17 protein-coding genes are annotated in these 22,735 nt (G+C 66.3%); 6 read left to right on the top strand and 11 right to left on the bottom strand.

What is annotated here, in order from left to right:
- Positions 1-68: 68 nt before the first annotated feature.
- Positions 69-587 carry a peptidylprolyl isomerase gene (locus tag J0X25_RS28860; RefSeq protein ID WP_207287353.1) on the bottom strand — a complete coding sequence of 173 codons (519 nt, stop codon included), beginning with the start codon at positions 585-587 and terminating at the stop codon, positions 69-71.
- A 164-nt stretch (positions 588-751) separates the two neighbouring features.
- Between J0X25_RS28860 and J0X25_RS28855 the strand changes: the two genes are divergently transcribed.
- The 3 genes from J0X25_RS28855 (at position 752) to J0X25_RS28845 (ending at position 2,491) form a co-directional block, all read left to right on the top strand.
- A complete protein-coding gene (locus tag J0X25_RS28855; RefSeq protein WP_207287352.1) occupies positions 752-1,102 on the top strand; it encodes a MarR family transcriptional regulator in 351 nt (116 codons plus the stop codon).
- The gene (locus J0X25_RS28850; protein WP_207287350.1) at positions 1,099-1,431 is read left to right on the top strand and encodes a type II toxin-antitoxin system PemK/MazF family toxin; all 333 of its coding nucleotides are present in this window, start codon (positions 1,099-1,101) and stop codon (positions 1,429-1,431) included. Before J0X25_RS28855 ends, J0X25_RS28850 begins: the two co-directional genes overlap by 4 nt.
- A 91-nt stretch (positions 1,432-1,522) precedes the next feature.
- Positions 1,523-2,491 (top strand): succinylglutamate desuccinylase/aspartoacylase family protein, encoded by a 969-nt coding sequence (locus J0X25_RS28845; protein ID WP_207287342.1) that lies wholly within the window; start codon positions 1,523-1,525, stop codon positions 2,489-2,491.
- 36 nt (positions 2,492-2,527) lie between these two features.
- Here J0X25_RS28845 and J0X25_RS28840 read toward each other — a convergent pair whose 3' ends face one another.
- From J0X25_RS28840 to J0X25_RS28820, 5 genes are all read right to left on the bottom strand, one after another.
- Positions 2,528-2,914, bottom strand: coding sequence for a small multi-drug export protein (locus J0X25_RS28840; protein ID WP_207287341.1), 387 nt, complete (start codon positions 2,912-2,914; stop codon positions 2,528-2,530).
- Between the two features lie 102 nt (positions 2,915-3,016).
- A complete protein-coding gene (locus tag J0X25_RS28835; protein ID WP_207287339.1) occupies positions 3,017-3,775 on the bottom strand; it encodes an SDR family NAD(P)-dependent oxidoreductase in 759 nt (252 codons plus the stop codon).
- Between the two features lie 219 nt (positions 3,776-3,994).
- Entirely contained in the window at positions 3,995-4,933 is a 939-nt protein-coding gene (locus J0X25_RS28830; RefSeq protein ID WP_207287338.1) for a hypothetical protein, read from the bottom strand.
- A gap of 96 nt (positions 4,934-5,029) precedes the next feature.
- A complete protein-coding gene (locus tag J0X25_RS28825; protein WP_207287336.1) occupies positions 5,030-6,097 on the bottom strand; it encodes an anthranilate phosphoribosyltransferase in 1,068 nt (355 codons plus the stop codon).
- 132 nt (positions 6,098-6,229) lie between these two features.
- Positions 6,230-6,991: a GNAT family N-acetyltransferase gene (locus J0X25_RS28820; protein ID WP_207287334.1), complete on the bottom strand. Its 762-nt coding sequence runs from the start codon at positions 6,989-6,991 to the stop codon at positions 6,230-6,232.
- A 180-nt stretch (positions 6,992-7,171) separates the two neighbouring features.
- On the opposite strand from J0X25_RS28820, the gene ahbB reads away from it, so the two are divergent.
- The gene (gene ahbB / locus J0X25_RS28815) at positions 7,172-8,311 is read left to right on the top strand and encodes a siroheme decarboxylase subunit beta (protein ID WP_207287332.1); all 1,140 of its coding nucleotides are present in this window, start codon (positions 7,172-7,174) and stop codon (positions 8,309-8,311) included.
- An 85-nt stretch (positions 8,312-8,396) separates the two neighbouring features.
- On the top strand, positions 8,397-10,730 hold the full coding sequence (locus J0X25_RS28810; RefSeq protein ID WP_207287330.1) for an MEDS domain-containing protein: 2,334 nt from the start codon (positions 8,397-8,399) through the stop codon (positions 10,728-10,730).
- Positions 10,731-10,834: 104 nt separating this feature from the next.
- Here the strand turns inward: J0X25_RS28810 and J0X25_RS28805 are convergent, their stop codons facing one another.
- The gene (locus tag J0X25_RS28805; protein WP_207287328.1) at positions 10,835-13,912 is read right to left on the bottom strand and encodes an FAD-binding and (Fe-S)-binding domain-containing protein; all 3,078 of its coding nucleotides are present in this window, start codon (positions 13,910-13,912) and stop codon (positions 10,835-10,837) included.
- Positions 13,913-14,576: 664 nt separating this feature from the next.
- Positions 14,577-15,461, bottom strand: coding sequence for a 3-hydroxyacyl-CoA dehydrogenase family protein (locus J0X25_RS28800; RefSeq protein WP_207287320.1), 885 nt, complete (start codon positions 15,459-15,461; stop codon positions 14,577-14,579).
- Between the two features lie 696 nt (positions 15,462-16,157).
- Here J0X25_RS28800 and J0X25_RS28795 point away from each other — a divergent pair.
- Complete coding sequence (locus tag J0X25_RS28795; RefSeq protein ID WP_207287319.1) at positions 16,158-17,300, top strand: thiolase family protein; 1,143 nt, start codon at positions 16,158-16,160, stop codon at positions 17,298-17,300.
- A 215-nt stretch (positions 17,301-17,515) separates the two neighbouring features.
- On the opposite strand, the gene J0X25_RS28790 is transcribed toward J0X25_RS28795, so the two are convergent.
- The 3 genes from J0X25_RS28790 to J0X25_RS28780 all read right to left on the bottom strand — a co-directional run bounded on the left by J0X25_RS28790 (position 17,516) and on the right by J0X25_RS28780 (position 22,730).
- Positions 17,516-18,655 (bottom strand): acyl-CoA dehydrogenase family protein, encoded by a 1,140-nt coding sequence (locus J0X25_RS28790; protein WP_207287317.1) that lies wholly within the window; start codon positions 18,653-18,655, stop codon positions 17,516-17,518.
- A 208-nt stretch (positions 18,656-18,863) separates the two neighbouring features.
- Positions 18,864-20,423 carry a long-chain-fatty-acid--CoA ligase gene (locus J0X25_RS28785; protein ID WP_207287308.1) on the bottom strand — a complete coding sequence of 520 codons (1,560 nt, stop codon included), beginning with the start codon at positions 20,421-20,423 and terminating at the stop codon, positions 18,864-18,866.
- A 156-nt stretch (positions 20,424-20,579) separates the two neighbouring features.
- Positions 20,580-22,730, bottom strand: coding sequence for a TRAP transporter permease (locus tag J0X25_RS28780; protein WP_207287301.1), 2,151 nt, complete (start codon positions 22,728-22,730; stop codon positions 20,580-20,582).
- Between the last annotated feature and the right edge of the window lie 5 nt (positions 22,731-22,735).

The raw sequence follows: 22,735 nt of genomic DNA, 5'->3' as shown, positions 1-22,735 counted from the left end.
GCGATTCAGCCGTCCTCGGAGTGGGTCGGTGGCGCGGCCGTTACTCGTGATCGACGGCTACGAGAGGATCACTCGTAGTCGACGTCGACCGACTCGAGGACGACCTCCTCGCGCGGCTGGTCGTTCGGACCGGTGTCGACGCTCCCGATCTCGCGGACGACGTCCATGCCGTCGATCACTTCCCCGAAGACGGAGTGGCGGCCGTCGAGGTGGGGCTGGGCGTCGAGCGTGATGAAGAACTGCGAGCCGTTGGTGTCGGGGCCGGAGTTGGCCATGCTCAGGATGCCCGCGTCGTCGTGGCGCAGATCGTCGTGGAACTCGTCGTCGAACTGGTAGCCGGGGCCGCCGCGCCCGGTTTCGGTCGGGTCGCCGCCCTGAATCATGAAGTCCTCGATGACGCGGTGAAAGGCGACGTCGTCGTACAGCGGTTCGCCCTCGACCTCCTCGCCCGTCTCGGGGTCCTCCCAGGTCTTGCCGCCGGTCGCGAGCCCGACGAAATTGTCGACGGTCCGCGGCGCGCGCTCGTCGTAGAGTTCGACTTCGATGTCGCCCTTGTTGGTGTGCAAAGTGGCAGTAACGTCTCCCATGTCTCCGACGACGGCGGGCTGACGGAAAACGGTAGTGGTCTGGGCCGCTGCTTCCGTCGGCACCAGATGCCCTCGGAGTGATCGGTCGAAATCCGCGCGATACGGAGATAAATTACATCGGTTACAGAATAACTATTATGACTTAGTGTACGATAGTAACACCCGTGCCCATCGATATCGAGACCTTCGACGAACGATCCAGTGACGATCTGCAGTCGGTCACGAACGCCGAGAAGGTGATCCGCTTCCTCGCCGCAAACGACGACAAAGCGTACACGCCCTCCGAAATCGCGGATCGGGTCGACGTCAAGCGGAATTCGCTCGGAACGGTTCTGAGCCGCCTCGAGGATCGAGACCTCGTTCGCCACAAGGGCGACTACTGGGCGATCGGGGATATGGAGACGGTCCGCAACGCGTACGAAATGCATCGGATCATGGAGTCGCTGAACGAACGATACGGGGAAGAAGACATCGAGGAGTGGCGAGCACACGCTGCCGAGGGCGACTCGCGGTGAGTTACGGGCGTGGCGACGTCGTCATCGCTCTCGATCCGTTCAAGAAGGACTCGAGCGGGCGGCCGTTCCTCATCGTTAGCGACGAGGAGACGCCGTTTCACGAAGAGCAGTATATTGCACTTTCACTTACGACGAAAACGTGGTATGAGGAGCGAATATCGCTGAGTCCAGACGATTGGGTGAAAGGAGGTGCTCCACAATCGAGTTCGATCATGTCATGGTACATCAATTCGATCGACGAGGATCTGATCAAGAGGTATCAGGGCCGAATCAGGGACGGTATCGTCGAGGAGACCACGGCACAGCTTTCAGAATACGTCCACGACTGATTTCAACCGCGACAGGTTCGATAGTAGTGGCCGTGCGACATCGGCGAGGAGCGGCCGCAGGTACATACCGCCGGACGTGGAAGGGCCATCCATGACCGGGACGCACACGACCGAGGAGGTGACGCTCGCGCGACTGCCCTCGGGCGTCGAACTCACGACGACGATCCACACGTATCGCGGCGACGACGACGGTCCGACGCTGTACGTACAGGCCGCCCAGCACGGTCGCGAGATCAACGGTACCGAGACGCTCCGGCGGTTTCACGAGCGACTCCCGCTCGAGGAGTTGTCGGGGACGATCGTCACCGTGCCCGTCGCGAACCCGCTGACCTTCGACCTCGTCTCCTACATCACGCCCGAGGAGTTCGACAGCGTCAATCCGAACATGAACCGGATCTGGCCCGGCGACGAGAACGGCAGTCTCCACCAGCAGATGGCCGCGCGCCTCTGGGCGGAGATCCGCCGCGCCGACGCCATCGTCGACCTCCACACGGGGAGTCCCGACATGCTCCCCCACGTCGTCTACCGCGAGGGCGACGAGCGCTCGCGCGCGCTCGCCGAAGCCTTCGGCACCGATCTGTTGCTGTCCGAACAGGCCGACGAGGACGCCCCCGACGAGTGGCACCGGCGGGGCTTTTCGGGGAAACTCCGCGTCGTCGCCGCCGAGGAGGGGATCCCGTCGATCACGCCCGAACTCGCCCACAACAAACAGATCCTCGAGTACGCCGTCGAGGAGGGTGTCGACGGTCTCCTCGGCGTCTGCCGGTATCTCGGGCTCCTCCCCGGTGAGCCCCCCGAACACGAGGGGACCGTCGCCCGGAACCACCTCGGACAGGTCACCGCCGAGGAATCGGGACTGTTCCGCCCGGAGCCGTCGCTCGAGGTCGGGCAGTCGGTCACCGAAGGAACGCCCCTCGGAACGGTGTACGATCCGCGGACGTACGAGCCGCGCCACGAGGCGGTCGCGGATCGCGACGGGATCCTCTACGCGCTCACGCGGGAGGCGACGGTGACCGCGGGCGATCAGCTCGCGAGCGTCGCGTTAGTCCGCGAGGTGTGACGACCGGCGCGACTCGAGAGTGACGACCGACGCGGCTCAGACGAGTCCCAGCAACGAGAACCCGAGCGTCGAGGCGGCGACGAGCCCGACCGTCCAGACGGCGAGCCCGTATCGCTTCCAGACCCGCCGCGCGCGACCGTAGCGATCGCTCGAGTCGATGTCGTCGCCGCCCCGTCGGTTCGCCAACCAGGCGGCGACTCGCCGGTGTGCGAGGACGATCGCCGCGACGCCGGTGAGGCTGCCGGCGAAGGCGGCGACCCCCGTCGCGATCGGATCGAGTCCGAGGCCGATCGCGACCGGGATGACGATGAACGGTTCGATCGCCGGAATCATCGCGAGGACGAACACGAGGAGGTATCGACCGACGCCGGTCGCGCCCTCGAGGGTGCTTCCGACGTCGGCGAGTGCTGGAGCGAGTGTCATAGGGACCGTCGTCCGCCGAACGGACGTGTTAGTAGATAGAAACTACTGGCGGTGGAAAAAACGATTTCGGTTTCGGCCCCGGGCGATTCCCGAGTCCAGTCCTCAGGCCGAGAAGCCGCCGTCGACGACCAGTCCGTGGCCGGTGACGAACGAGGCCTCGTCGCTGGCGAGGAACAGGATCGCGTTCGCGATTTCGTCGGGTTTCCCGAGGCGTTTGAGCGGGTACTGTTCGGCCATCGCCTTCTGCGCTTGCTCCGGATCGTCCCGTTTCTCGAGGTACTCGTCTAACATCTGGGTCTCCGTGAAACCGGGACAGACGGCGTTGGCGCGGACGCCGTGGGGGCCGGCCTCGGCGGCGATCGTCCGGGTCATGTTCAACACGGCGGCTTTGGTCGTCGAGTAGGCGGCCTGTTTCGGGAGGCCGAGAATGCTCGCCAGCGAGCCGACGTTGACGATCGAGCCGTGTCCCTGCTCCTTCATGTGTGGCAGGGCGGCGGAACAGCCGTTCCAGACGCCGTTGACGTTGATATCGACCACGAAGTCGCGGACCTCGTCGTCCAGCTCCTCGAGCGGGCCGCCGGGGTGACCGGTGCCGGCGTTGTTGATCATCACGTCGAGCCCGTACTCCTCAGCGACCTCGTCGACGACGGTGTGGACCCGCTCGCTGTCGGTGACGTCGAGTTCGGCGAACTCCGCCTCGCCGCCGGCGTCCTCGATCAGGTCGACGGTTTCCTCGCCACCCTCGACGTCGACGTCCGTAACGATGACGCGCGCGCCCTCGTCGGCGCACAGTCGAGCCGTTTCGCGACCGATCCCCGCACCCGCACCGGTGATAACGACCGTTTTGTCTTCCAATCGCATACTCGCGGTATCGAACGGCCATTACATAAGTTCGTTCATTATTTTGGCGTAGAACGCCCCCACTGTTTACGAAAGTGGTCGTCTGAGAAAACAGAGATAACATTTGACGCCCGGTAAGCGAACGACTGGTATCGCTGTCGGTCGAAACCGGACTCGAGCGTAATCGCCGTCTCACTCGATGATTCGCTCGAGGCCGACGATCTCGAGAGTGCCGCACGCTCAGTCGTCCGCCGGCTCTTCGAGTCGACTGCCGTCGGACGCGCCGGTGTCGGATGTGCCGGTGTCGGACGTGCCGATGTCGGTCGCGCCGCACGCATCGTCATCGCCGAACGTGCCGACGCGGTCCGCTCGCTCGGGTTCGGGTCGGACCGCCCGCAGGTCCGGGTGGTCGAGATGCTGGCGGTAGTCGGCGGGAACGTCGACGATCGACTCCGCCGCCGCGACGGTCTCGCGGATTTCCTGCCACTCCGCGTGGCGGACGACGACCCGAACGGGAATCTCGAGGTCGAGGAGTTTCGCGATCGAGATCCGGTGGTAGCCGCCGCCCTGCGCGGAGACGAGTCGGCCGTCGCGGCCGACGTTGACGGTCGGAAGGTCCAGTCGCGACTCGACGCCCAGCGGGCCGCCCAGTTCGTCGGGGCCCCGGTACCCCGCTTCCCGGATGCGCTCGTAGAGTTCGTCGATCTCTCGGTATCGCTCGCGGAGGTCCGCGCGGCTCTCGCAGCCGTCGAACCGGCCGCGTTCCGCGATCGTCTCGGCGAGTTCCGCGAAGATGTCGGTCTCCTCCCAGGGGACGCCGTCCTCGAAGCGCGCCGCGACGGCCCGGTACTTGGGCATCTCCTCGAACCGCACCGAGAGGAGGCGGTCCCAGTCGCCGCCGACGACCGCGCCGGCGTGGCGGCGGTTGTGGAACCGCACGACGTCAGCCCCGCCGTGGACCGGTTCGCGCTTCATCGTCCACTCGATCGAACGGGCCGGCACCTCGATCGGTCGCCACGGATGGGGACGGCCCGACAGCCGCGAGCGGAGGGCCCGCGCGTAGTAGCGGCCGACCCGCTGCGTTTTCCACGAGAGGAAGTCCCGCGCGTCGGCGAGCAGTCCCGTCGCTCCGTTCGACCGGAGTCGCTCGAGCGCAGTCGTCGCGAGGCCCGCGTCCATACGCGTCGGGGCTACGGCGTCACACAAGAAAGTAGTCACCCGTTCCGGACAGTGAGGATCGGGCGACCGTCGGGCGGTGACACCGGCCGGCGCCGTTCAGAACGCTCGCAATTCGTCGAGCACCGCTCCGGCGCTGCCGTCGGCGATGACGTCGCGGGCCGTTTCGAGTCCTTCCTCGAGACTGTTCACGTCCTCGCGGGCGTACATCCGGAACGCGCCGTTGAGCGCGATGGCGTCGGCGAAGTGGTCGTCGCGCTCCCCGGCCAGCACGGCCTCGGTGATCGACGCCGAGTCGGCGGCGACGTCGTCGACTGCGAGGTCCTCGCTCTCCATCTCCATGCCGTACTCGGCGGTCTCGATCTCGTAGTCCTCGAGATCCTCACCCTCACTCCATTCCGCGACCTTCGTGTAACCGGGGCGGATGTCGTCGTAGCCTTCCATCCCCTGGAAGAAGATGGCTCGAGAGTAGTCGAGGTGGTCGCTGTTCCGGATGAGGTCGGTCAGCTTCTTCGCGAACGCGAGGTGGTAGAACGAGCCGAGGTGGACGTCGGCGTTCGCGGGGTTGGCGACGGTCTCGATCGTGTTGACGAACGTGCGCACACCCATCTGATCGCGTCGCTCGAGCAGGTCGTGGACGCCGGGGTTGAACGCGGGCTGGTAGTAGAAGCCGAAGCCGGTCTCGTCGACCATGTCGGCGCTCTCGGCGGGTTCGAGGTCGGTTCTGACGCCGAGTTCGTCGAGGACGTGTTTGTACGCCGTCGCCTTCTGGGTGGGGACGCGATCGCCGGAGTGGACGACGATCGGCGTGCCCGCGGCGGCGGCGACGATGCCGGCGCCGACGCCGAGGACGGCGGAGGTGTGCTTGCCGTCGTAGTTGGCCCCGCAGTCGACCGGGTCGGCGTCGGGTTCGGCGGTCACGACCGACTCCTCGCGCATGACGTCGGCGTACGCCGCCAATTCCTCGGGGATGTTGCGCTTCCAGCGGTTGGCCAGCCAGAACGCGCCGAGGGTCGTTTCGTCCGGTTCGCCCGCGAAGATCCGCTGCATCGCCTCGCGTGCCTGCTCGGAACTCATGTCGTCGGCCGATTTGGGACCGGAGCCGACGACCTCCGTCAGCAGCCGCTTGAGCGGCCACTCGCCGAACGTCTGGGATGCATTCGCCATACGCGTTCGTTGGGAGGCGACCCGCAAAAACCCCCCGTAATCGGGAGTGCGTCGGCCGTCGAACGGCGCATTCGTCCAGTCTCGACGGCCACCAAGTTCGAACGATATCGCCGACTCACGTCGGTCGAACCGTCACAGCTCCGTCGCCATCATCACCTCGTCGATGTACTCCTCGTCGAGTTTGTAGTGGGCCTCCCGGACGGCCTCGACGATCCAGCCGCGGTCCTCGAAGAATTCGATCGCCCGCTCGTTGGTCGACGGGACGCTCTGGTAGACTTTCTCGTGATCCGTCGAGCGGGCCCACTCGAGGGCGCGGTCGAGCAACTCGCTGCCGACCCCCATTCCGCGATAGCCCTCGAGGACGCCGACGGTCAGTTCCGCGGTGTGGCGGAGTTTCTCGAGGTTCGGCAGGTGGAGGTGGGCCCAGCCGACGACGTCGCCGTCGACGGTCGCGACGAAGAACATCCGGGACTCGTACTCGTTGTGGCGGAGCAGCGCGTCCTCGTGGTCGAGTTCGTCCGCGACGGACTCGGCCTCGATGGAGGTCAGCTCCGCGACGACCTGTCGCATCGCGCCGACGATCCCCGAGAGGTCCTCCTGTCTAGCGGGTCTGATCGTGACGTCGGCGTCGTCGGTCGCGAACTCCTCGCGGCCCTCGTCGACGTCGATGGCGATGCGAAGGGTACCGTCGTCCTCCTCCTCGAGGTAGCCGTCGCGCTTGAGGATCGCCACGCTGTGCCGGAACGCCCGGGAGTGCTGCGGGTCACCGGGCGGGTCGGCCGGGAACAGCTCCCGTCTGACCCGGTCCCTGTCGACGGCGCCCTGTGCCTCCACGTAGTCGTAGATCCGCGTTCGGTCGTCGTCCGCGATGGCGTCGGGTTCGGCCAGCCTCATGACTACTGGTAACGTCCACCACGATAATAACCGTTTCAATCATCATGCGAGAGAGACGGTCAGCGCTTCGGATACGTACCGGACCGGGTCGGTCCCGGAGACGGCGACAGTCGTCGGAAACGGTCCCGCAAACCGTCACGACCCGAAAGCAATACGGTCCCGTTCTCCCTAGGCCCACCAATGAGCACCCCCTCGGGGGACTGGCGTGCGGGGCTCGACGACGTCGACGCCGCCATCGTCGACGGCTTCCAGAGCGGCGTCCCCGTCACGGAACGCCCCTTCTGCCGCATCGGCGATGCGCTTGGCGTCGGCGAGGACGAGGCCCTCGAGCGCGTTCGCCGACTCCACGAGTCGGGGATCGTCCGCCGGTTCGGCGCCGTCCTCAATCCGCCGGTGATCGGCTCGTCGACGCTCGCGGCCGTCCGCGCGCCTGCGGACCGCTTCGAGGAGGTCGCGGCGGTCGTCAACGAGTACCGGCAGGTCAACCACAACTACGCCCGCGACCACGAGTGGAACATGTGGTTCGTCGTCACCGCCGGCTCCCGGGAACGGCGCGACGAGATCCTCGCCGAAATCGAGGAGCGAACCGGCTGTGCGGTGCTGAACCTGCCGATGCGGACCGATTACTACATCGACCTCGAGTTCCCCGTGGTCAACGCGGACCGCTTCGCGCGGGAGAGCGCGCCACGCTCAGCGGACTCGACGGGTAGCGTGGAACAATGTTCCGCGAACAGTCAAGCGGCGAGGCCGCGAGACAACGATGAACCTGCGAGCCTCGACGCGGGCACGGACGCCTCGGCGACCCGCGTCAGCCAGGAGGCCGCCGGCGACCTCTCGGCGTTCGATGCCGACCTCCTGCTGGCGATTCAGGACGGGTTTGCGCTCTCGCGGACGCCATACCGCGATATCGCGGCTCGGCTCGGGGACGACGTCGACGTCGCGGACGTCCTCGAAGGCGTCGAACGACTGCTCGAGACCGGCTGTATCAAACGCATCGGCTGCGTCGTCAACCACGTCGTCACCGGCTTCGACGCGAACTGCATGGTCGTCTGGGACGTGCCCGACGACCGCCTCGACGAGTGGGGCGAGCGCGCGGGCGGTTTGCCCTCCGTCACGCTCTGCTACCATCGACCTCGCCGGCCCGCGCAGGCGTGGCCGTACAATCTGTTCACGATGATTCACGGCCGCGACGCCGACGCCGTCGACGCGAAGATCGACGAACTGGCCGCGGAATATCTCCCCGTCGACCACGAGCGGCTCTACTCGACGGCAACGCTGAAACAGACCGGGGCGCGCTACGAGGACCTGGTCGGGCGCTGAACTCGAGTCGCGCGTTTTTCGACGGCCGTCCGTGGCGGTGCCAGCCGCACCACGTTTAACCGTCCGGCACGACTAGCCCGCAGCAATGAGTCAACAGGCCCAGGGCGATACGCGGCGCAGCCGGTCGGTCGGAGAGACCGGACTCGACGCGCTGCGTCAGTGCTCGGCGTTTCGCGGGCCCGTCGAGTCGCTCGACGATCACGAGCACGGGAACGATCATCTCGCACTCGTCTACGAGAGCCGCGACGAACAGTTCGCGGCGGTTGTCCCCTACATCCGCCAGGGACTCGAGCGCGGGGAGCGGTGCGTCTACATCACCCACGAGAACTCTCGAGAAACGGTGACCGACGCGATGCGGAAGCGCGGAATCGACGTGGACGACGCCCTCGAATCGGGCGCCCTATCCATTCACGACGAACAGGAGACCTATCTCCGGACCGGGTCGTTCGACCCGGCGGATACGCTCGCGTTTCTCGAGGACGCCATCGCCGAAGCGAACGAGGAGTACGACGCGCTCCGCGTGACCGGCGAGATGAGCTTTATTCTCGGCGACGATCCCGACGCCGACGACCTCCTGATCTGTGAGAGCAAGGCGAACTACCTCTTTCAAGACGCCGACGGGATGGCGCTCTGTCAGTACAACCGCGAGCGATTCTCGCCGGAAGTGATTCGCGACGTCATCAACACCCATCCCCACCTGATGCACGGCGACAGGGTGAGCCGGAACGCCTACTATACGCCGCCCTCCGAGTTCCTCGGCCCCGACCGGCCCGCTCACGAGGTCGACCGCATGCTGGGGACGCTCCGCGAGCAGACCGATGCGAAAGCGGACCTGGAGGAGCGCCAGCGGTTCGAGCGGGAGCAGACCGAGATCATCGCCGACACGGATCGGACGTTCGAGGAGAAACTGCAGGCGCTGTTCGAACTGGGGCGTGAGCGGTTCGACCTCGAACTCGGTGCGATGGCGCGCGTCGATACGGCCGACGACTGGTTCGAGGTCGAGCGCGTCAGCGACGACCACGAGCATTTCGAGCCCGGCGTCGAACTGCCGCTGTCCGAGACCTACTGCACTGCCGCCACCGAAATCAAGTCGGCCGGGAGCGTATCGGACCCCCGCGAGGAAGGGTACGACGACGTCACCGTCTATCGGGAGTTCGGCATCCGCGCGTATCTCGGCACGTACGTCGAAATCGACGGCGGTACCGACCGGACGTTCTTCTTCGTTACCTCCGAGCCGAGGGACGTCGGCTTCTCGGACGACGAGCGCGCGTTCCTGCAGTCGATGGGACAGTGGGTGAAGTACGAACTCGAGCGCCGCCAGCGCGAGCGGGACCTCCGCGAGCGCACGGAGCACCTGAGTGCGCTCGTCGAAACGACCCCCGAGTGCATCAAGACCGTCGGCGCCGACGGCACGCTGTTGCAGATGAACCCCGCCGGGCTGGAGATGGTGGAAGCCGAGTCCGAGTCCGCCGTGGTCGGCGAATGCGTCTACGACCTGATCGCCCCCGAACACCGCGAGTCGTTCCGCGAGTTCAACGAGCGGATCTGTGGGGGTGAACGGGAGACCCTCGAGTTCGACGTCGTCGGACTGGACGGCACGCGACGGCACATGGAGTCGCACGCGGCGCCGCTGCACCGCCCCGACGGAACGACCGTCCACGTGGCGCTGACGCGAGACGTCACCGAACAGGTCGAGCGCGAGGCCGAACTCGAGCGGACGATCGAGCAGTTGAAACAGTCGAACGATCGGCTCCAGCAGTTCGCCTACGCCGCCAGCCACGACCTCCAAGAGCCGCTGCGGATGATCTCCAGCTACCTCCAGCTCCTCGAGAACCGATACGCGGACGAACTCGACGAGGACGCGACGGACTACATCGAGTTCGCGGTCGACGGCGCCGACCGGATGCGGCTGATGGTCGACGATCTCCTCGCGTTTTCGCGGGTCGAGCAGTCCGGCGAGGAGTTCGAACCGGTCGACGGAGACGCCGTCATCGAACGGGTCACCGAGAACCTGCGGATGCAGATCGAGGAGAGCGGCGCGACGCTCACCGTCGACGCACTGCCGACCGTGACGGCCGATCGCGAGCAACTCGAGCAACTGTTCGGTAACCTCGTCTCGAACGCGATCAAGTACAGCGGCGACGACCCGCCAGCGATCGAGATCAGCGTCGAAGAGCGCCCCGACTGCTGGGAGTTCGCGGTGGCCGACGACGGCATCGGCATCGACCCGGAAAAGACCGACCGGATCTTCGAGGTCTTCAAGCGACTGCATCACGAGGACGAGTATCCGGGAACCGGGATCGGGCTCTCGCTGTGCCAAGAAATCGTCGAGAATCACGGCGGGTCCATCTGGGTCGAGTCCGAACCCGGCGAGGGCGCGACGTTCTCCTTCACCCTCGCGAAACAGTTGACGGAGTAGCGGATGAGACGGGTTCGACCGGCGATACCGACGTTTTCGAGCACCGCTCGGCTACGGTCGATCACTCGCGTGGCGCCGACACCCGCTCGAGCGGCACCGCCCACTCACTCGAGCGCGGCCGCCACCAGTTCGATCGGCGTCGGCGGTTCCTCGGTCGCGCCGGGCCGCCCCTCGAGTTGGGTCCGACACGAGGCGCCGGGGGCGACGACGCGGTCGCCCTCGCTCTCGTCGACCTGTTCGTAGAGGATGTCGGCGATGGCGTCGCTCATCGAGGCGTGTTCGGCCTCGTAGCCGAAACTGCCGGCCATCCCGCAACAGCCCGAGTCGAGCGGGTCGACGGCGTACCCCGCCCGCCGCAGGACGCCGACGGCGTGGTGGTCCTTTCGCGTCGCCTTCTGGTGACAGTGGCCGTGGTAGGTCAGCGCGTCGGTCGCCGCGCGCTCGTCGAACGCCATCGTCTCGTCCAGCCGGAACGTATCGATGTACTCGCAGACGCCGTAGGTCGATCCCGCGACCTGCTGGACCTGCTCACCGGTGAGCAGGTCCAGGTAGTCCAGTTGGAACATGACCGCGTCCGAGGGCTCGATGACGACGATATCCCGGCCCTCGTCGACGAGCGCCGCGAGTTTCGAGACGTTCTCGCGGGCGGTCTCGCGGGCCTGCTCGAGGAAGCCCTTCGAGAACGCCGGCCGACCCGTGTCGCCGAGTTCGTCGGGCACGGTGACGTGGACGTTCGCGGCCTCGAGCGCGCGGACGGCGGCTTTCCCGGCTGCGAGGTGGCTGTGGTTGGTGTAGGTGTCGGGGTAGAGGACGGCGCGCCGGTCGGCCTCGCGCTCAGCGACCTGCGACCCGCCGCGGTGTGCGAACCAGTCCCGGAACGTGTTCGCGCGGAACGTCGGCAGCGGCCGACTCGAGTCGATCCCGACGGTGGCCTCGAGGAGCGAGCGAGCGCCCGGGAGCTTCGACGCGGTGTTCGACAACGGCGCGAGGCGCGAGCCCCACTTCGAGAGGGTCGCGACGTTGGCGAACAGCCGATCGCGCAGCGTCGCGCCGTTGCGCTGGTGGTACTCGTGGGTCACTTCGGCCTTGAGCTTCGCCATGTCGACCTCGCTGGGACAGTCGATGGCGCAGCCCTTGCAGCCGATACAGAGCCCGAGGACCTCCTCGATGAACTCGTCGGTAAACGCCTCCTCGGACTCGAGGTCGCCGCTCATGGCCTGCCGGAGCGCGTTCGCCCGGCCGCGGGTGGCCGTGATCTCCTCGCGGCTGGCGCGGAAGGTCGGGCACATCACGCCGCCGGTCGTCTCCTGCTCGCCGCGACAGCCGCCACAGCCGTGACAGAGTTCGACCATCCCCTGGAAGCCGTTGTCGTTCTCCCAGCGGAGTTCGGGCTCGAAGTCGGATTCGAACGCGTAGTCGGGGTCAAAGCGCAGGTGCTCGCGAAGGTCGGTGGGGTCGTCTTCCCGGAAGACGACCTGCCCCGGATTCAGCAGCCAGTCGGGGTCGAACGCGGTCTTCAGGTCCTGGAAGGTCTCCCAGAGCTCGTCGCCGTAGAGCTTGTGATTCCACTGGGTGCGGGCGCGGCCGTCGCCGTGTTCGCCCGACACCGAGCCGCCCAGATCCACGACGAGGTCGGTGACGTCGTCCGCGATACCGTGTAACTGGTCCAGCCCGATCTCCGTCTTCGTGTTCACGAGCGGCCGGACGTGGAGCACGCCGGGGCCCGCGTGGGCGTAGAAGGTGGCGTAGGTGTCGTGATCCTCGAGGATCTCCTCGAAGCGTTCGACGAACTCCGGCAGATGTTCGGGCGGGATCGCGGTGTCCTCGATGAAGCTGATGTGTTTCTCGTCGGTCGTCCGCGAGAGCAGGATCGGGAGGCCGGACTTGCGGAGCTTCCACAGCTGGGCGCGCTCGTCCGCGTCGTAAGCCTCGAGCGCCTCGAGCGCGAGTGTTTCCGCGTCGTCCGCACGCGGCGCGTCCGCGGCCGGTTCGCCGGCGGGGGTCGCCGAGGGGACGCGGTCGGCGAACAGCCCGGCGACCTGCTCCCTCCCGTGGTCGGTATCCTCGGCGTAGAACTCGACCAGTAGCGTGGCGTTGGTCCCCTCGGGGAGCATCTCGGTGACGGGGCCGAACTCCGCCGTATCGCGCGCGAGGTCGATCAGCACGTCGTCGAGCACTTCGACCGCGGCGGGGTCGTGGGCGAGGATCGGTTCGACGTCCCGCATCGCGTCGTGGAGTTCCGGATAACAGAGGAGGGCGACGGCCTTCGTCTCGGGAACGGGCTCGAGCGAGACGGTCGCCTCGGTGACGATGGCCAGGGTCCCCTCGCTGCCCGCCAGCAGGCGCGCGAGGTTGACGGTGCCCGGTTCGCCCGTGTCTTCACCGCCCGGCAATTCCTCGCCGCGGGCCTCGGCGACGAGTCGGTCGAGGTTGTATCCCGAGACGTTTCGCTTCAGGTCGGGATACGTCTCCGCGATCAGGTCGGCGTCCTCCTCGAGGATGCGGTCGACTTCGGCGTGGATCCGGGCCTCGAGGTCGCCGTCGGGGTCGGCCCTATCGGCGATCTCCTCGCGGGTGACCTCGCCGAAGGTCGTCACGGTCCCGTCGGCGAGGACGGCCTCGACTTCCTCGACGTACGCGTCGGTCTTCCCGTACTTCAGCGAGTGGGCGCCCGTCGAGTTGTTGCCGATCGCGCCGCCGATCGCGCTCTTGTCCCCCCACGCCGGGTCCGGGGCGAACTTCAGGTCGTGGGGCGCGAGGGTCTCGTTCAGCGTCCCGAGAATCGTCCCGGGCTGGACCGTCGCCGTTCGTTCGTCGGGATCGATCTCACGGATCTCGTTCATGTGCCGGGAGAAATCCAGCACGACGGCGCGGTTGACCGTCTGCCCCGCGAGGCTCGTTCCGCCGCCGCGGGGGAGCACCGGAATCTCCCGCTGCGCGCAGTACTCGACGATGGCGACGACGTCGGCCGTCGACTGCGGGAAGGCGACCGCGATCGGTGTCACCTCGTAGGCGCTCGCGTCGGTCGCGTACAGTTCCCGCGAGTAGGAGTCCGCGCGGACCTCGCAGTCGACGACGGCCTCGAGGTCGTCGACCAGCGCCGGGCGATCCACCTCGTCGCTCCGGTAGTCGTAGTTCGCACGGCGGTCGGCGGCCGGGTCGCCGCTCGGCTCCAGTGACATACTGCCCCCTTCCGCAGGAGCGGCCAAAAGCGTCGGCATTGCCGAACCCGACCTCGCGGGTCTGGACGACGTCCGATCGTCGAGAACCGTGCGGACCGGGGGTCGGCAGAGAGGCGACCCCTGCCGATCGCGTGAGGTGTTCGAACTGGTGGTGATCGAGTGGTCGTGCCCCGTGTCGTGTTCGCAGGTGCGCCCCCGGGTCGCCGTCCGCCCGTCGGACGGCGCGTACCTGTACGCAGACCAGTAGAACGAGCGCTATCCCTAACTAGTTGGGACAACGTAGCACACGAGAGCAGTCGACGATTCCCGAGGCGCGGAACCGCGGGACTCGCTCGAGATCGATTCGATACGACAGCGTCCACTCTAACTCGTATACTGTCTCTACTCCACACACATCACCGACACAATAACTGTGGATGAGAGAGGGATGAACGGGCCAATTATGGGAAATATAGCTTCTTTCGGCCCTTCTAGGGGTGTTTCGTGCTCGAGAAGTAGTCTCGACGACAGTGATCCGCAGTTCGTCGGCAGTAGCCGCCGATATCCACACGAGAGCCGCTCGGTCGTCGAGCGGATACCGAAACTCGTGATAATATCTAATTTTCGATAGTAACGAGTTTACTACTAAAATCTGATATTTCTGCCGACCGGTCGTCCGCGTCGGTCAGTCCTCGCCCCAGTCGCCGCTCATCCCGACGCGCTCGCCGTCCTCCCAGACGTAGTAGCCCTCGCCGGTCTTCTTGCCGAGATTGCCCGCGCGGACCTTCCGGCGCAGGGACTGGGGCGGCTTGAACCGCTCGCCCAGTTCCTCGCGAAGGTGTTCCGCGATGTGGAGGCGGACGTCCAGCCCGACGTGGTCGGTTAGTTCGATCGGGCCCATCGGATGGCCGTAGCCGATCTCCATCCCCTCGTCGATGTCGGCGGGGCTGGCGACGCCCTGCTCGACCATCCGAATCGCCTCGAGGCCTAGCGCCAGCCCCAGCCGGGAGGTCGCGAAGCCGGCCGTGTCGCGGACGACGACGTCCTCCTTGCCGATGTCCCGGACGTAGTCGACCGCGAACGCTTCGGTGCGCTCGTCGGTCTGCTCGGCGATCACGATCTCGACGAGGTCCATGATGTGGGGCGGGTTGAAGAAGTGCAGCCCGACGGCGCGCTCGGGGTGCTCGAGCGCGCTGGCCATCTCCGTCACCGACAGCGAGGAGGTGTTCGAGGCGATGACCGTCTCCTCGCCGGTCGCCGCTTCGACGTCTGCGAAGACCTCCTGCTTCAGATCCATGTCCTCCGGAACGGCTTCGATCACGAGGTCGGCGTCCGCGACGGCCGCCTCGAGGTCGGTCGTCCCCTCGATTCGCTCGAGGGTCTCCTCCATCTCGTCTTCGGTGAGTTTGTCCCGATCGACGCCGCCCTGGAGGTTGGTTCGGATCCCCTCGAGGCCGTCCTCGACGAACTCCTCCTCGATGTCGCGCAGCACGACGTCGTTGCCCGCCATCGCCGAGACCTGTGCGATTCCGTGGCCCATACTCCCCGCTCCGAGAACCGTGACTTGCATACGTGTAGTCACAGGGGAAACTATCAAAAGCGTTCCCGTTCGGACAAACTGCTCGAACCGTACGAATACGGTGGCGATCCGAGGGCCGCTGCGCAGCAGTCGAATCAGTCCACGTGGCGCGCGCTGTCGATCGTCCCTGAGCGACAACGAAGGGCGATCGATACCGCCGTGCGAGGGACGAACGAGCGCAGCGAGTGAGTCGGCTGGGGAGGACGAGGGCGTGGAACGGGTGGGACTGAAAGGGGCGAACGTCTCGAGGAAGGCGGGCGACATCCTCGCGAACGAAGTGAGCGAGGGGGCAGCGAGACGCGAAGCGTCTCGCAGAGCAAGCACCGCAGGTGAGCGACCAACGGGAGCGAACCGAGGAGCACAGCGAGCCCCCCGACTCGAGACGCTCGGGGCTTTCTGGGTATTGCTAACTCACGAGCAAGAAAAACTGCTGGCGACTAGGATTTCCACGTCCTCCCCAGCCGATTCGCTCGTTCACTGTGGTCACTCGCTCATCCCTCGCGCAATGTCATCGATCCTCCTTCGCTGTCGCTCAGGACGATCGACAGCGCGCGCCACCGCGACGTATCCACGCTGTGCCGGACACGAGTCCAGTCCCTCCCGAAGTGGTGACTGAACCACCGATGGGCGGTCGAATGACGAAGAACGGAGCTACTTTGGGTTCGGAGCGTGAGTTACACAGTACCAATGAGCGATCGACAGCCAGTCATCGTGCAGGCAGTTCGGACTCCACAGGGGAAACACGGCGGCGTCTACGCCGAGACCGGGAGCGAGGAGCTTTCGGTCCCGCTCGTAAACGAGATGCTCGAGCGCACGGGCCTCGCCGGCGAGGACGTCGACGACATCCGCTGGGGCTGTGCCAAGCAGGTCAACGAGCAGAGCAACAACATCGCGCGGGTGATCGCCCTGCTCTCCGATCTCGGCGAGGGGGTGCCGGGAACCACCATCGACCGGCTCTGTGCCTCCTCGGCGGAGGCGATCATGAGCGCCAGCGACGCCATCCGGGCGGGCCAGCGCGAGGTCATCGTCGCCGGCGGCGTCGAGAACATGTCCCGCAACGAGCGCCGGAAGGGGATCGACTCCTACGCGGGCATCGCCGAACAGTACGACGCGGCCGGCCTCGCGATGGGCCAGACCGCCGAGAAGGTCGCCCGCGAGTACGACATCTCCCGCGAGGAACAGGACGCGTACGGCGCGCGCAGCCAACAGCGCGCGGTCGAGGCCACTGAGGCGGGGAAGTTCGACGACGAGATCGTCCCCATCGAAACCGAGGATGGTACCATCACCGAAGACGAAGGACTCCGGCCCGGTACCACGAAGGAGAAGATCGCCGACCTCCCGCCGGCCTTCGAGGAAGACGGCACCGTCACCGCCGCCAACGCCTCGCAGGTCTCCGACGGCGCGGCGGGCGTGCTCATCACGAGCCGCGAGTTCGCCGAGGAGCGGGGCCTCGAGATCACCGCCGAAATCGAGGATCACAACGTCGCCGGCGTCGATCCGAAGGTCATGGGAATCGGCCCCGTCCCCGCGGTGCGGGGCATCTGGGAGCGAAACGGCCGCGACGCCGACGACTACGACCTCGTGGAACTCAACGAGGCCTTCGCCAGCCAGACGATCTACTGCCGTGACGAACTCGGTTTCGACGACGAGACCTTCAACGTCAACGGCGGCGCCATCGCCATCGGCCACCCGCTGGGGGCCTCGGGCGCTCGCCTGCCGGTGTCGCTGATCCACGAACTCGAGCGCCGGGGTGGCGGGCTCGGCCTCTCGACGATGTGCGTCGGTTACGGCCAGGGGGCAGCGGTCGAACTCCGCGTCCCGGAGCAGTAACGGCCACAGTTCGGCCGGTTCGGGGCTCGAGGCGGGGGACTCGAGGGCGCAGCGATTCTCAACTCGAGCTCGAAACGATTCCGCCGACTCGAGGGCGCAGCGATTCGCCAATTCGGAGCCGGCACTCCGGTCTCGAGCGCGACCGAGTTGCTGTCCGCCGTCCGTTCGAACGCCGCAAAAAATCGATGCCCGAAACGTGATCGTCGCGGACCCGACTAGAGGATCTGGTCGGCGATGATGTTCTTCTGAATCTCGCTGGTGCCCTCGTAGATCTTCGTGATGCGGGCGTCGCGGTAGTAGCGCTCGGCGGGGTAGTCCGTGACGTAGCCCGAGCCGCCGTGGACCTGAATACCCTCGTCGGCGACCTCGACCGAGATCTCGCTCGCGAAGTACTTCGCCATGCTCGAGTACTGCGCGGCGATGTCCTGGTTGTTCTTCTCGACTTGCGAGGCGGCGCGGTAGGTCAGCGAGCGGGCGGCCTCGACCTTGGTGGCCATCTCGGCGATCTTGTGCTGGATGGCCTGGAACTCGGAGATTTTCTGGTCGAACTGCTCGCGCTCGTTGGCGTATTCGATGGCGGCGTCGAGTGCGCCCTGAGCGGCGCCGACGGCTTGCGCGGCGACGCTGGTGCGGCCGGAGGCGAAGAACTCCATCAACTGGTAGAAGCCCCTGTCGACCTCGCCGATGACGTTCTCCTCGGGGATACGGACGTCGTCGATGATGACCTCCGCGAGGTCGGAAGCGCGGATCCCCAGCTTGTTGGTGATCTTGTCGGTCGAGATGCCGTCGCGGTCCATCTCGACGAGGAACGCGGTGATGCCGCGGTGGCCCTCGTCGGGGCTGGTCTTGGCCATCAGGACGCCGACGTCGGCCACGGTCCCGTTCGTGATCCACATCTTGTTGCCGTTGAGGACGTACTCGTCGCCGTCCTTCTCGGCGACCGTCTCGATGCCGGCGACGTTCGAGCCGTGTGCGGGCTCGGAGATCATGGAACAGGAGGCCGTCTCGCCGTTGGCGATCTTGGGCAGCCACTCCTCTTTCATCCACTCGTCGCCGAATTCGATGATCATGTCCGAGCCGAATCCGGCGGAGCCGACCGCGGAGCCGATTCCGGGGTCGGCGCGCCAGAGTTCCTCGGTGACGATCGTCGAGGAGATCTTGTCCATCCCGGCACCGTCGTACTCGATCGGGATGTTCGGCGCGACGAAGTCGTACTCCGCGGCCTTCTTGCGGATCTCCTCGGGATAGATGTGGTCCCGGTCGTGCTCCTCGGCGACCGGCGCCATCTCGTTCTCGCCGAACTCGCGGACGGCGTCGCGAATCGCCTGGTGTTCGTCGGACAGCGTGAATGCCATACGTTATCGATCGGGTGCCGGTACCAAAATAGCTTCGATATATTCAACAGTTGCAAGGTATCGCCAAGTGCGGCCTAACGTTGTTAAGACACGATGGTGAAAACGAGCATCCCGCTAGTACCGCCGCTGTGGGCCCTGTTACACAGTCTCGTCCCGGTGCTGAACCGGTCTACAACGAGGGGCGCCGACTCGGGACGATCCCTGGCGACTACTCCTCGTTTTGGAGCTCGAACTTCTGGACTTTCCCCGTCGTGGTCCGGGGCAGTTCCTCGACGAACTCGACCTCGCGGGGGTGTTTGTACTCCGCGAGGTTGGTCAGGCAGTACTGCTTGATGTCCTCCGGCGTCGCCTCGGCGTCCGGCGTCGGAACGACGAACGCCTTCACCGTCTCGCCCCGCCGTTCGTCCGGGACGCCGACGACGGCGGCGTCGGCGACGTCCTCGTGCTCGAAGAGGAGTTCCTCGACCTCGCGGGGGTAGACGTTGTAGCCGCCGGTGACGATCATGTGCTTCTCGCGGTCGACGACGTAGAAGAAGTCGTCCTCGTCCCAGTAGCCGATGTCGCCGGTGTGGAACCACGTCTTCCCTTCGGCCTCGGTGAACGCCTCCTCGTTGGCCTCGGGCAGCCCGTAGTAGCCCTGCATCACGTTGGGGCCGGAGACGACGATCTCGCCGGTGATCTCGCGGAGGTCGGCCTCGTCTTCATTGACGGGGCCCTCCTCGACGCGCGGGACTTCCGCGAAGTCATCGGTCACGACCTTCGCGTCCATTCCCTCGAACGGGCGACCGATGCTCCCCTTCCGGCGGGCGTTCGGGCTGTTCGCGTGAGTCGTCGGACTCGTCTCGGTCAGGCCGTAGCCCTCGTAGAGGGTCACGCCGAACAGGTCCTCGAAGCGCTCGAGGACTTCCATCGGGAGGCTCGAGCCGCCGGAGTTGACGAACCGCAGCGAGGAGAGGTCGTACTCGCCGGCGTCGGGGTGGTTGATCATGTCGTTGAACATCGCCGGGACGCCGAACATCACGGTGATGCGTTCGGACTCGATCATCTTCATGACCTCGGTAGCGTCCCACTCGGGGACGGGGTAGTAGGCCGCACCGTTGAACAGCGCGCCGTTCATCACGACGGACATCCCGTAGATGTGGAACAGCGGCAGCGTCCCGACGAGTTTGTCGTCCGGCTCGATGCCGCCGATGAGGTCGGAGTTTGCTTTCGCGGTCCACGCGAGGTTGTCGTGCGAGAGCAAGACGCCCTTCGGCGTCCCCGTCGTCCCGCTCGTGTAGGGCTGGACCGCAACGTCGTCGTCGGCCCGTTCGACGGTCTCGAGGCTGTCGTCGGCGAGAAAGTCCTCGAAGTCGGTCGCGTCGGCGCCCGATCCGCCGCCACCGACGCTGACGACCTGTTCGACGTCGGTCTCCTCGAGGACCTCGGCGACCGCGTCCACGTTCGAGGCGAGCGTGACGACGGCCTTCGCGCCGCTGTCCGAGAGCAGGTGACTGATTTCTCGAGCTTTGTACTGCGGGTTCATCGGCACGACGATGCCGCCGGCCCGGAGGGTTCCGTGAAACGCCGTCACGAACTGCGGGAGGTTCGGCAGGTAGATGGCGACGCGGTCGTCGGCGCCGATGCCCCGATTCGCGAGCGCCTGCGCGAAGCGGCCGGTTCGCTCCCAGAACGCTTCGTAGGTCAGTTCGGTGTCGTCGACTGCGACGGCGACCGACTCCGGAAACGATTCGACACTCTCGGCGACGCTCGTCACGAGGTTCGTCATACTTGTGAGTGAATGACAGACCGCCACAAAAGGATTGTTACTCGCGAACGCGGGCAATTGCGGATTGACCCGTGACCGACGGGACGGCGTGACGGGTCGAAACGGGTGACGATCGGTGACGCGCGACGCGTCGAGAACGGACGGTCGCCGCCGGAATCAGTCGCCCTCGAACGACGACGTCTCCGCCGGCTCCGCGACCGTCTCGTGGTCGTAGCCGACGACGAAGTTCGCGTATCCGAGGCCGGCGGCGATGAGGAGGCCGGCGGCGACCTGGATTCCGAGATCGACCGCGGCGGTCGTGGTCAGCAGCGGCGCCAGCGGCACGGCGCCGAACATCGCGCCGAAGGCGGCCACCAGATAGAGCGCGCGGGCGGGCACCGACAGTCGGTGTGCGCCGTCGAATCCGATCGTCACGACGACGAGTGCGGTCGTCCCCGCGAGCACGAGCGGGAGCGCGACGACCGTCTCGGGGATCGACCAGTAGATGAGGCTGTTGTTCGTGATGAACGCGAAGGGGATCACGAAGCCGGGCGCGCCGATCCGAAGCGCCTGCACGCACGACTTGGGGAAACTCGCGTCGGCGATGCTCGAGCCGATCGCGACGGAGACGGCGACCGGCGGCGTGATCGCCGACAGCATCGCGAAGTAGAACACGAACATGTGTGCGGTGATCGGCGGGATGCCGACGGCGATGACGCTGGGGACGATCAGCATCGCGACGAGGATGTACGCCGCCGGCGTCGGCATGCCGAGGCCGAAGAGGATGCTCGCGATCATGGCCATCACGAGCAGGAAGAAGAGGACGCCGCCCGCGATCGACACCATCTGCTGGCTGATCGATCCCGAGAGACCGGTCCCCTCGACCATCCGCAGGATGACCCCGAGCGAGCCGAGGATGCCGACCAGCGGCGCCATCTCGACGGCGCCCTGCTTGAAGCCGTCGAGCGTCTGTTTAGTCGTCGCGAGGACGTTCCGGCCGATTTCGCCGGCCGAGACGTCCTCGGTGTCGGCCTCGAGGGAGCCGTTCGCAACCGACACGTTCAGCACGTCGACGAGGACGTTCCGGACGTACATCACGCCGACGATGGTCGCGATCGTGTACAGTCCCGCGGCCAGCGGCGTGAACCGCAGGAAGACGAGCGTGTAGATCAGGACGGCCAGCGGGATCGCGAAGTGAAGCCCGCCCAGCAGGACGGTGTAGTCGAACGGGCGGATCTCGTCGGTCGTCCAGCCGAACTTCAACACGAGGAGGTAGACCGCGATCCCGACGCTGACGTAGAACAGCGCCGCGGGGATGATCCCGGCGCGAATGATCGTCAGGTAGGGCACGTTGAGGATGTCGGCCATCAGGAACGCGGCGACGCCCATCACCGGCGGGAGCATCTGCCCGCCGCTCGAGGCGACGGCCTCGATGGCGGCCGCGAAGTCCTCGCGGATGCCCTGATCCTTGATCATCGGAATGGTGAAGGAGCCGGTCGTCGCCGTGTTCGCGGCGGCGCTGCCGGTGATCGAACCCATGATCATGCTGGCGACGACGGCGATCTGGACGACGCCGGTTCGGAGGCTCGTCCCCATCTCCCGGCCGACGCCGAGCACGTAGTCGAGCGCGCCGTAGGCCTTCGCGATGCCGGCGAACATGATGAAGATCGCGACCCACGTCGACCCGATGCGGAGGATGAAGCTGTAGGTCCCCATCAGGCCGATGGCCCCTTCGCGGGCGATCCGGGAGATGCTCATGCCGCTGTGGTTGAAGATCCCGGGCAGCAGCGGACCGACGAACGCGTAGACCAGCGAGAAGACGACGACGGACGTGAAGAGGTAGCCGAAGGCCCGCCGCGTCGCGTCGGTCACGATGAGGATGATGAGCAGTCCGACCAGGATGTCGAGCGTCGAGTAGCCGACGGTGTAGGCGGACTGCAGTCGGCCGAAGTGGAAGTGGACGTAGCCGGTCGCGAACAGTGATGCGATCGCGATGCCGACGGCTACCGCCGCGAGGGTTCGAGCGCCGTTCCGTCGGACGACCGGCGAGTCGGGGACGATCGCGTCGAGGACGCGCCCCGTGAAGGGGTCATCGACGAGGTACTCCCTGGCCTGCATGAGGTAGTAGAGGGCCAGCCCGATGCCGAGGAAGATGTTGGCGTACACCATCGGCTCCGGGAACCGCAGCGTCCGCGCGTAGTCGACGGTCAACACCGTCAGCGAGACGGCAAAGACGTAGATGAGCCCGGTCAAGACGTCGACGACGGTGAGCTCCCCTGGCGACGGGAGTTCACGCCGGATCCGCTCCGGAAGGGTGGCAGCGCTCATGACGG

The sequence above is a fragment of the Haloterrigena alkaliphila genome, from assembly GCF_017352155.2.
In the GTDB taxonomy this organism is placed as follows: Archaea; Halobacteriota; Halobacteria; order Halobacteriales; family Natrialbaceae; genus Haloterrigena; species Haloterrigena alkaliphila.
This window is presented reverse-complemented; position numbering and strand designations above follow the sequence as displayed.

Coding starts and splice junctions, on each gene's coding strand:
- J0X25_RS28805 (WP_207287328.1), bottom strand. CDS start 13,912: ATGTCACTGGAGCCGAGCGGCGACCCGGCCGCCGACCGCCGTGCGAAC.
- J0X25_RS28830 (WP_207287338.1), bottom strand. CDS start 4,933: ATGGACGCGGGCCTCGCGACGACTGCGCTCGAGCGACTCCGGTCGAAC.
- J0X25_RS28820 (WP_207287334.1), bottom strand. CDS start 6,991: ATGAGGCTGGCCGAACCCGACGCCATCGCGGACGACGACCGAACGCGG.
- J0X25_RS28810 (WP_207287330.1), top strand. CDS start 8,397: ATGAGTCAACAGGCCCAGGGCGATACGCGGCGCAGCCGGTCGGTCGGA.
- J0X25_RS28790 (WP_207287317.1), bottom strand. CDS start 18,655: ATGGCATTCACGCTGTCCGACGAACACCAGGCGATTCGCGACGCCGTC.
- J0X25_RS28800 (WP_207287320.1), bottom strand. CDS start 15,461: ATGCAAGTCACGGTTCTCGGAGCGGGGAGTATGGGCCACGGAATCGCA.
- J0X25_RS28845 (WP_207287342.1), top strand. CDS start 1,523: ATGACCGGGACGCACACGACCGAGGAGGTGACGCTCGCGCGACTGCCC.
- ahbB (WP_207287332.1), top strand. CDS start 7,172: ATGAGCACCCCCTCGGGGGACTGGCGTGCGGGGCTCGACGACGTCGAC.
- J0X25_RS28795 (WP_207287319.1), top strand. CDS start 16,158: ATGAGCGATCGACAGCCAGTCATCGTGCAGGCAGTTCGGACTCCACAG.
- J0X25_RS28860 (WP_207287353.1), bottom strand. CDS start 587: ATGGGAGACGTTACTGCCACTTTGCACACCAACAAGGGCGACATCGAA.
- J0X25_RS28780 (WP_207287301.1), bottom strand. CDS start 22,730: ATGAGCGCTGCCACCCTTCCGGAGCGGATCCGGCGTGAACTCCCGTCG.
- J0X25_RS28835 (WP_207287339.1), bottom strand. CDS start 3,775: ATGCGATTGGAAGACAAAACGGTCGTTATCACCGGTGCGGGTGCGGGG.
- J0X25_RS28840 (WP_207287341.1), bottom strand. CDS start 2,914: ATGACACTCGCTCCAGCACTCGCCGACGTCGGAAGCACCCTCGAGGGC.
- J0X25_RS28785 (WP_207287308.1), bottom strand. CDS start 20,423: ATGACGAACCTCGTGACGAGCGTCGCCGAGAGTGTCGAATCGTTTCCG.
- J0X25_RS28825 (WP_207287336.1), bottom strand. CDS start 6,097: ATGGCGAATGCATCCCAGACGTTCGGCGAGTGGCCGCTCAAGCGGCTG.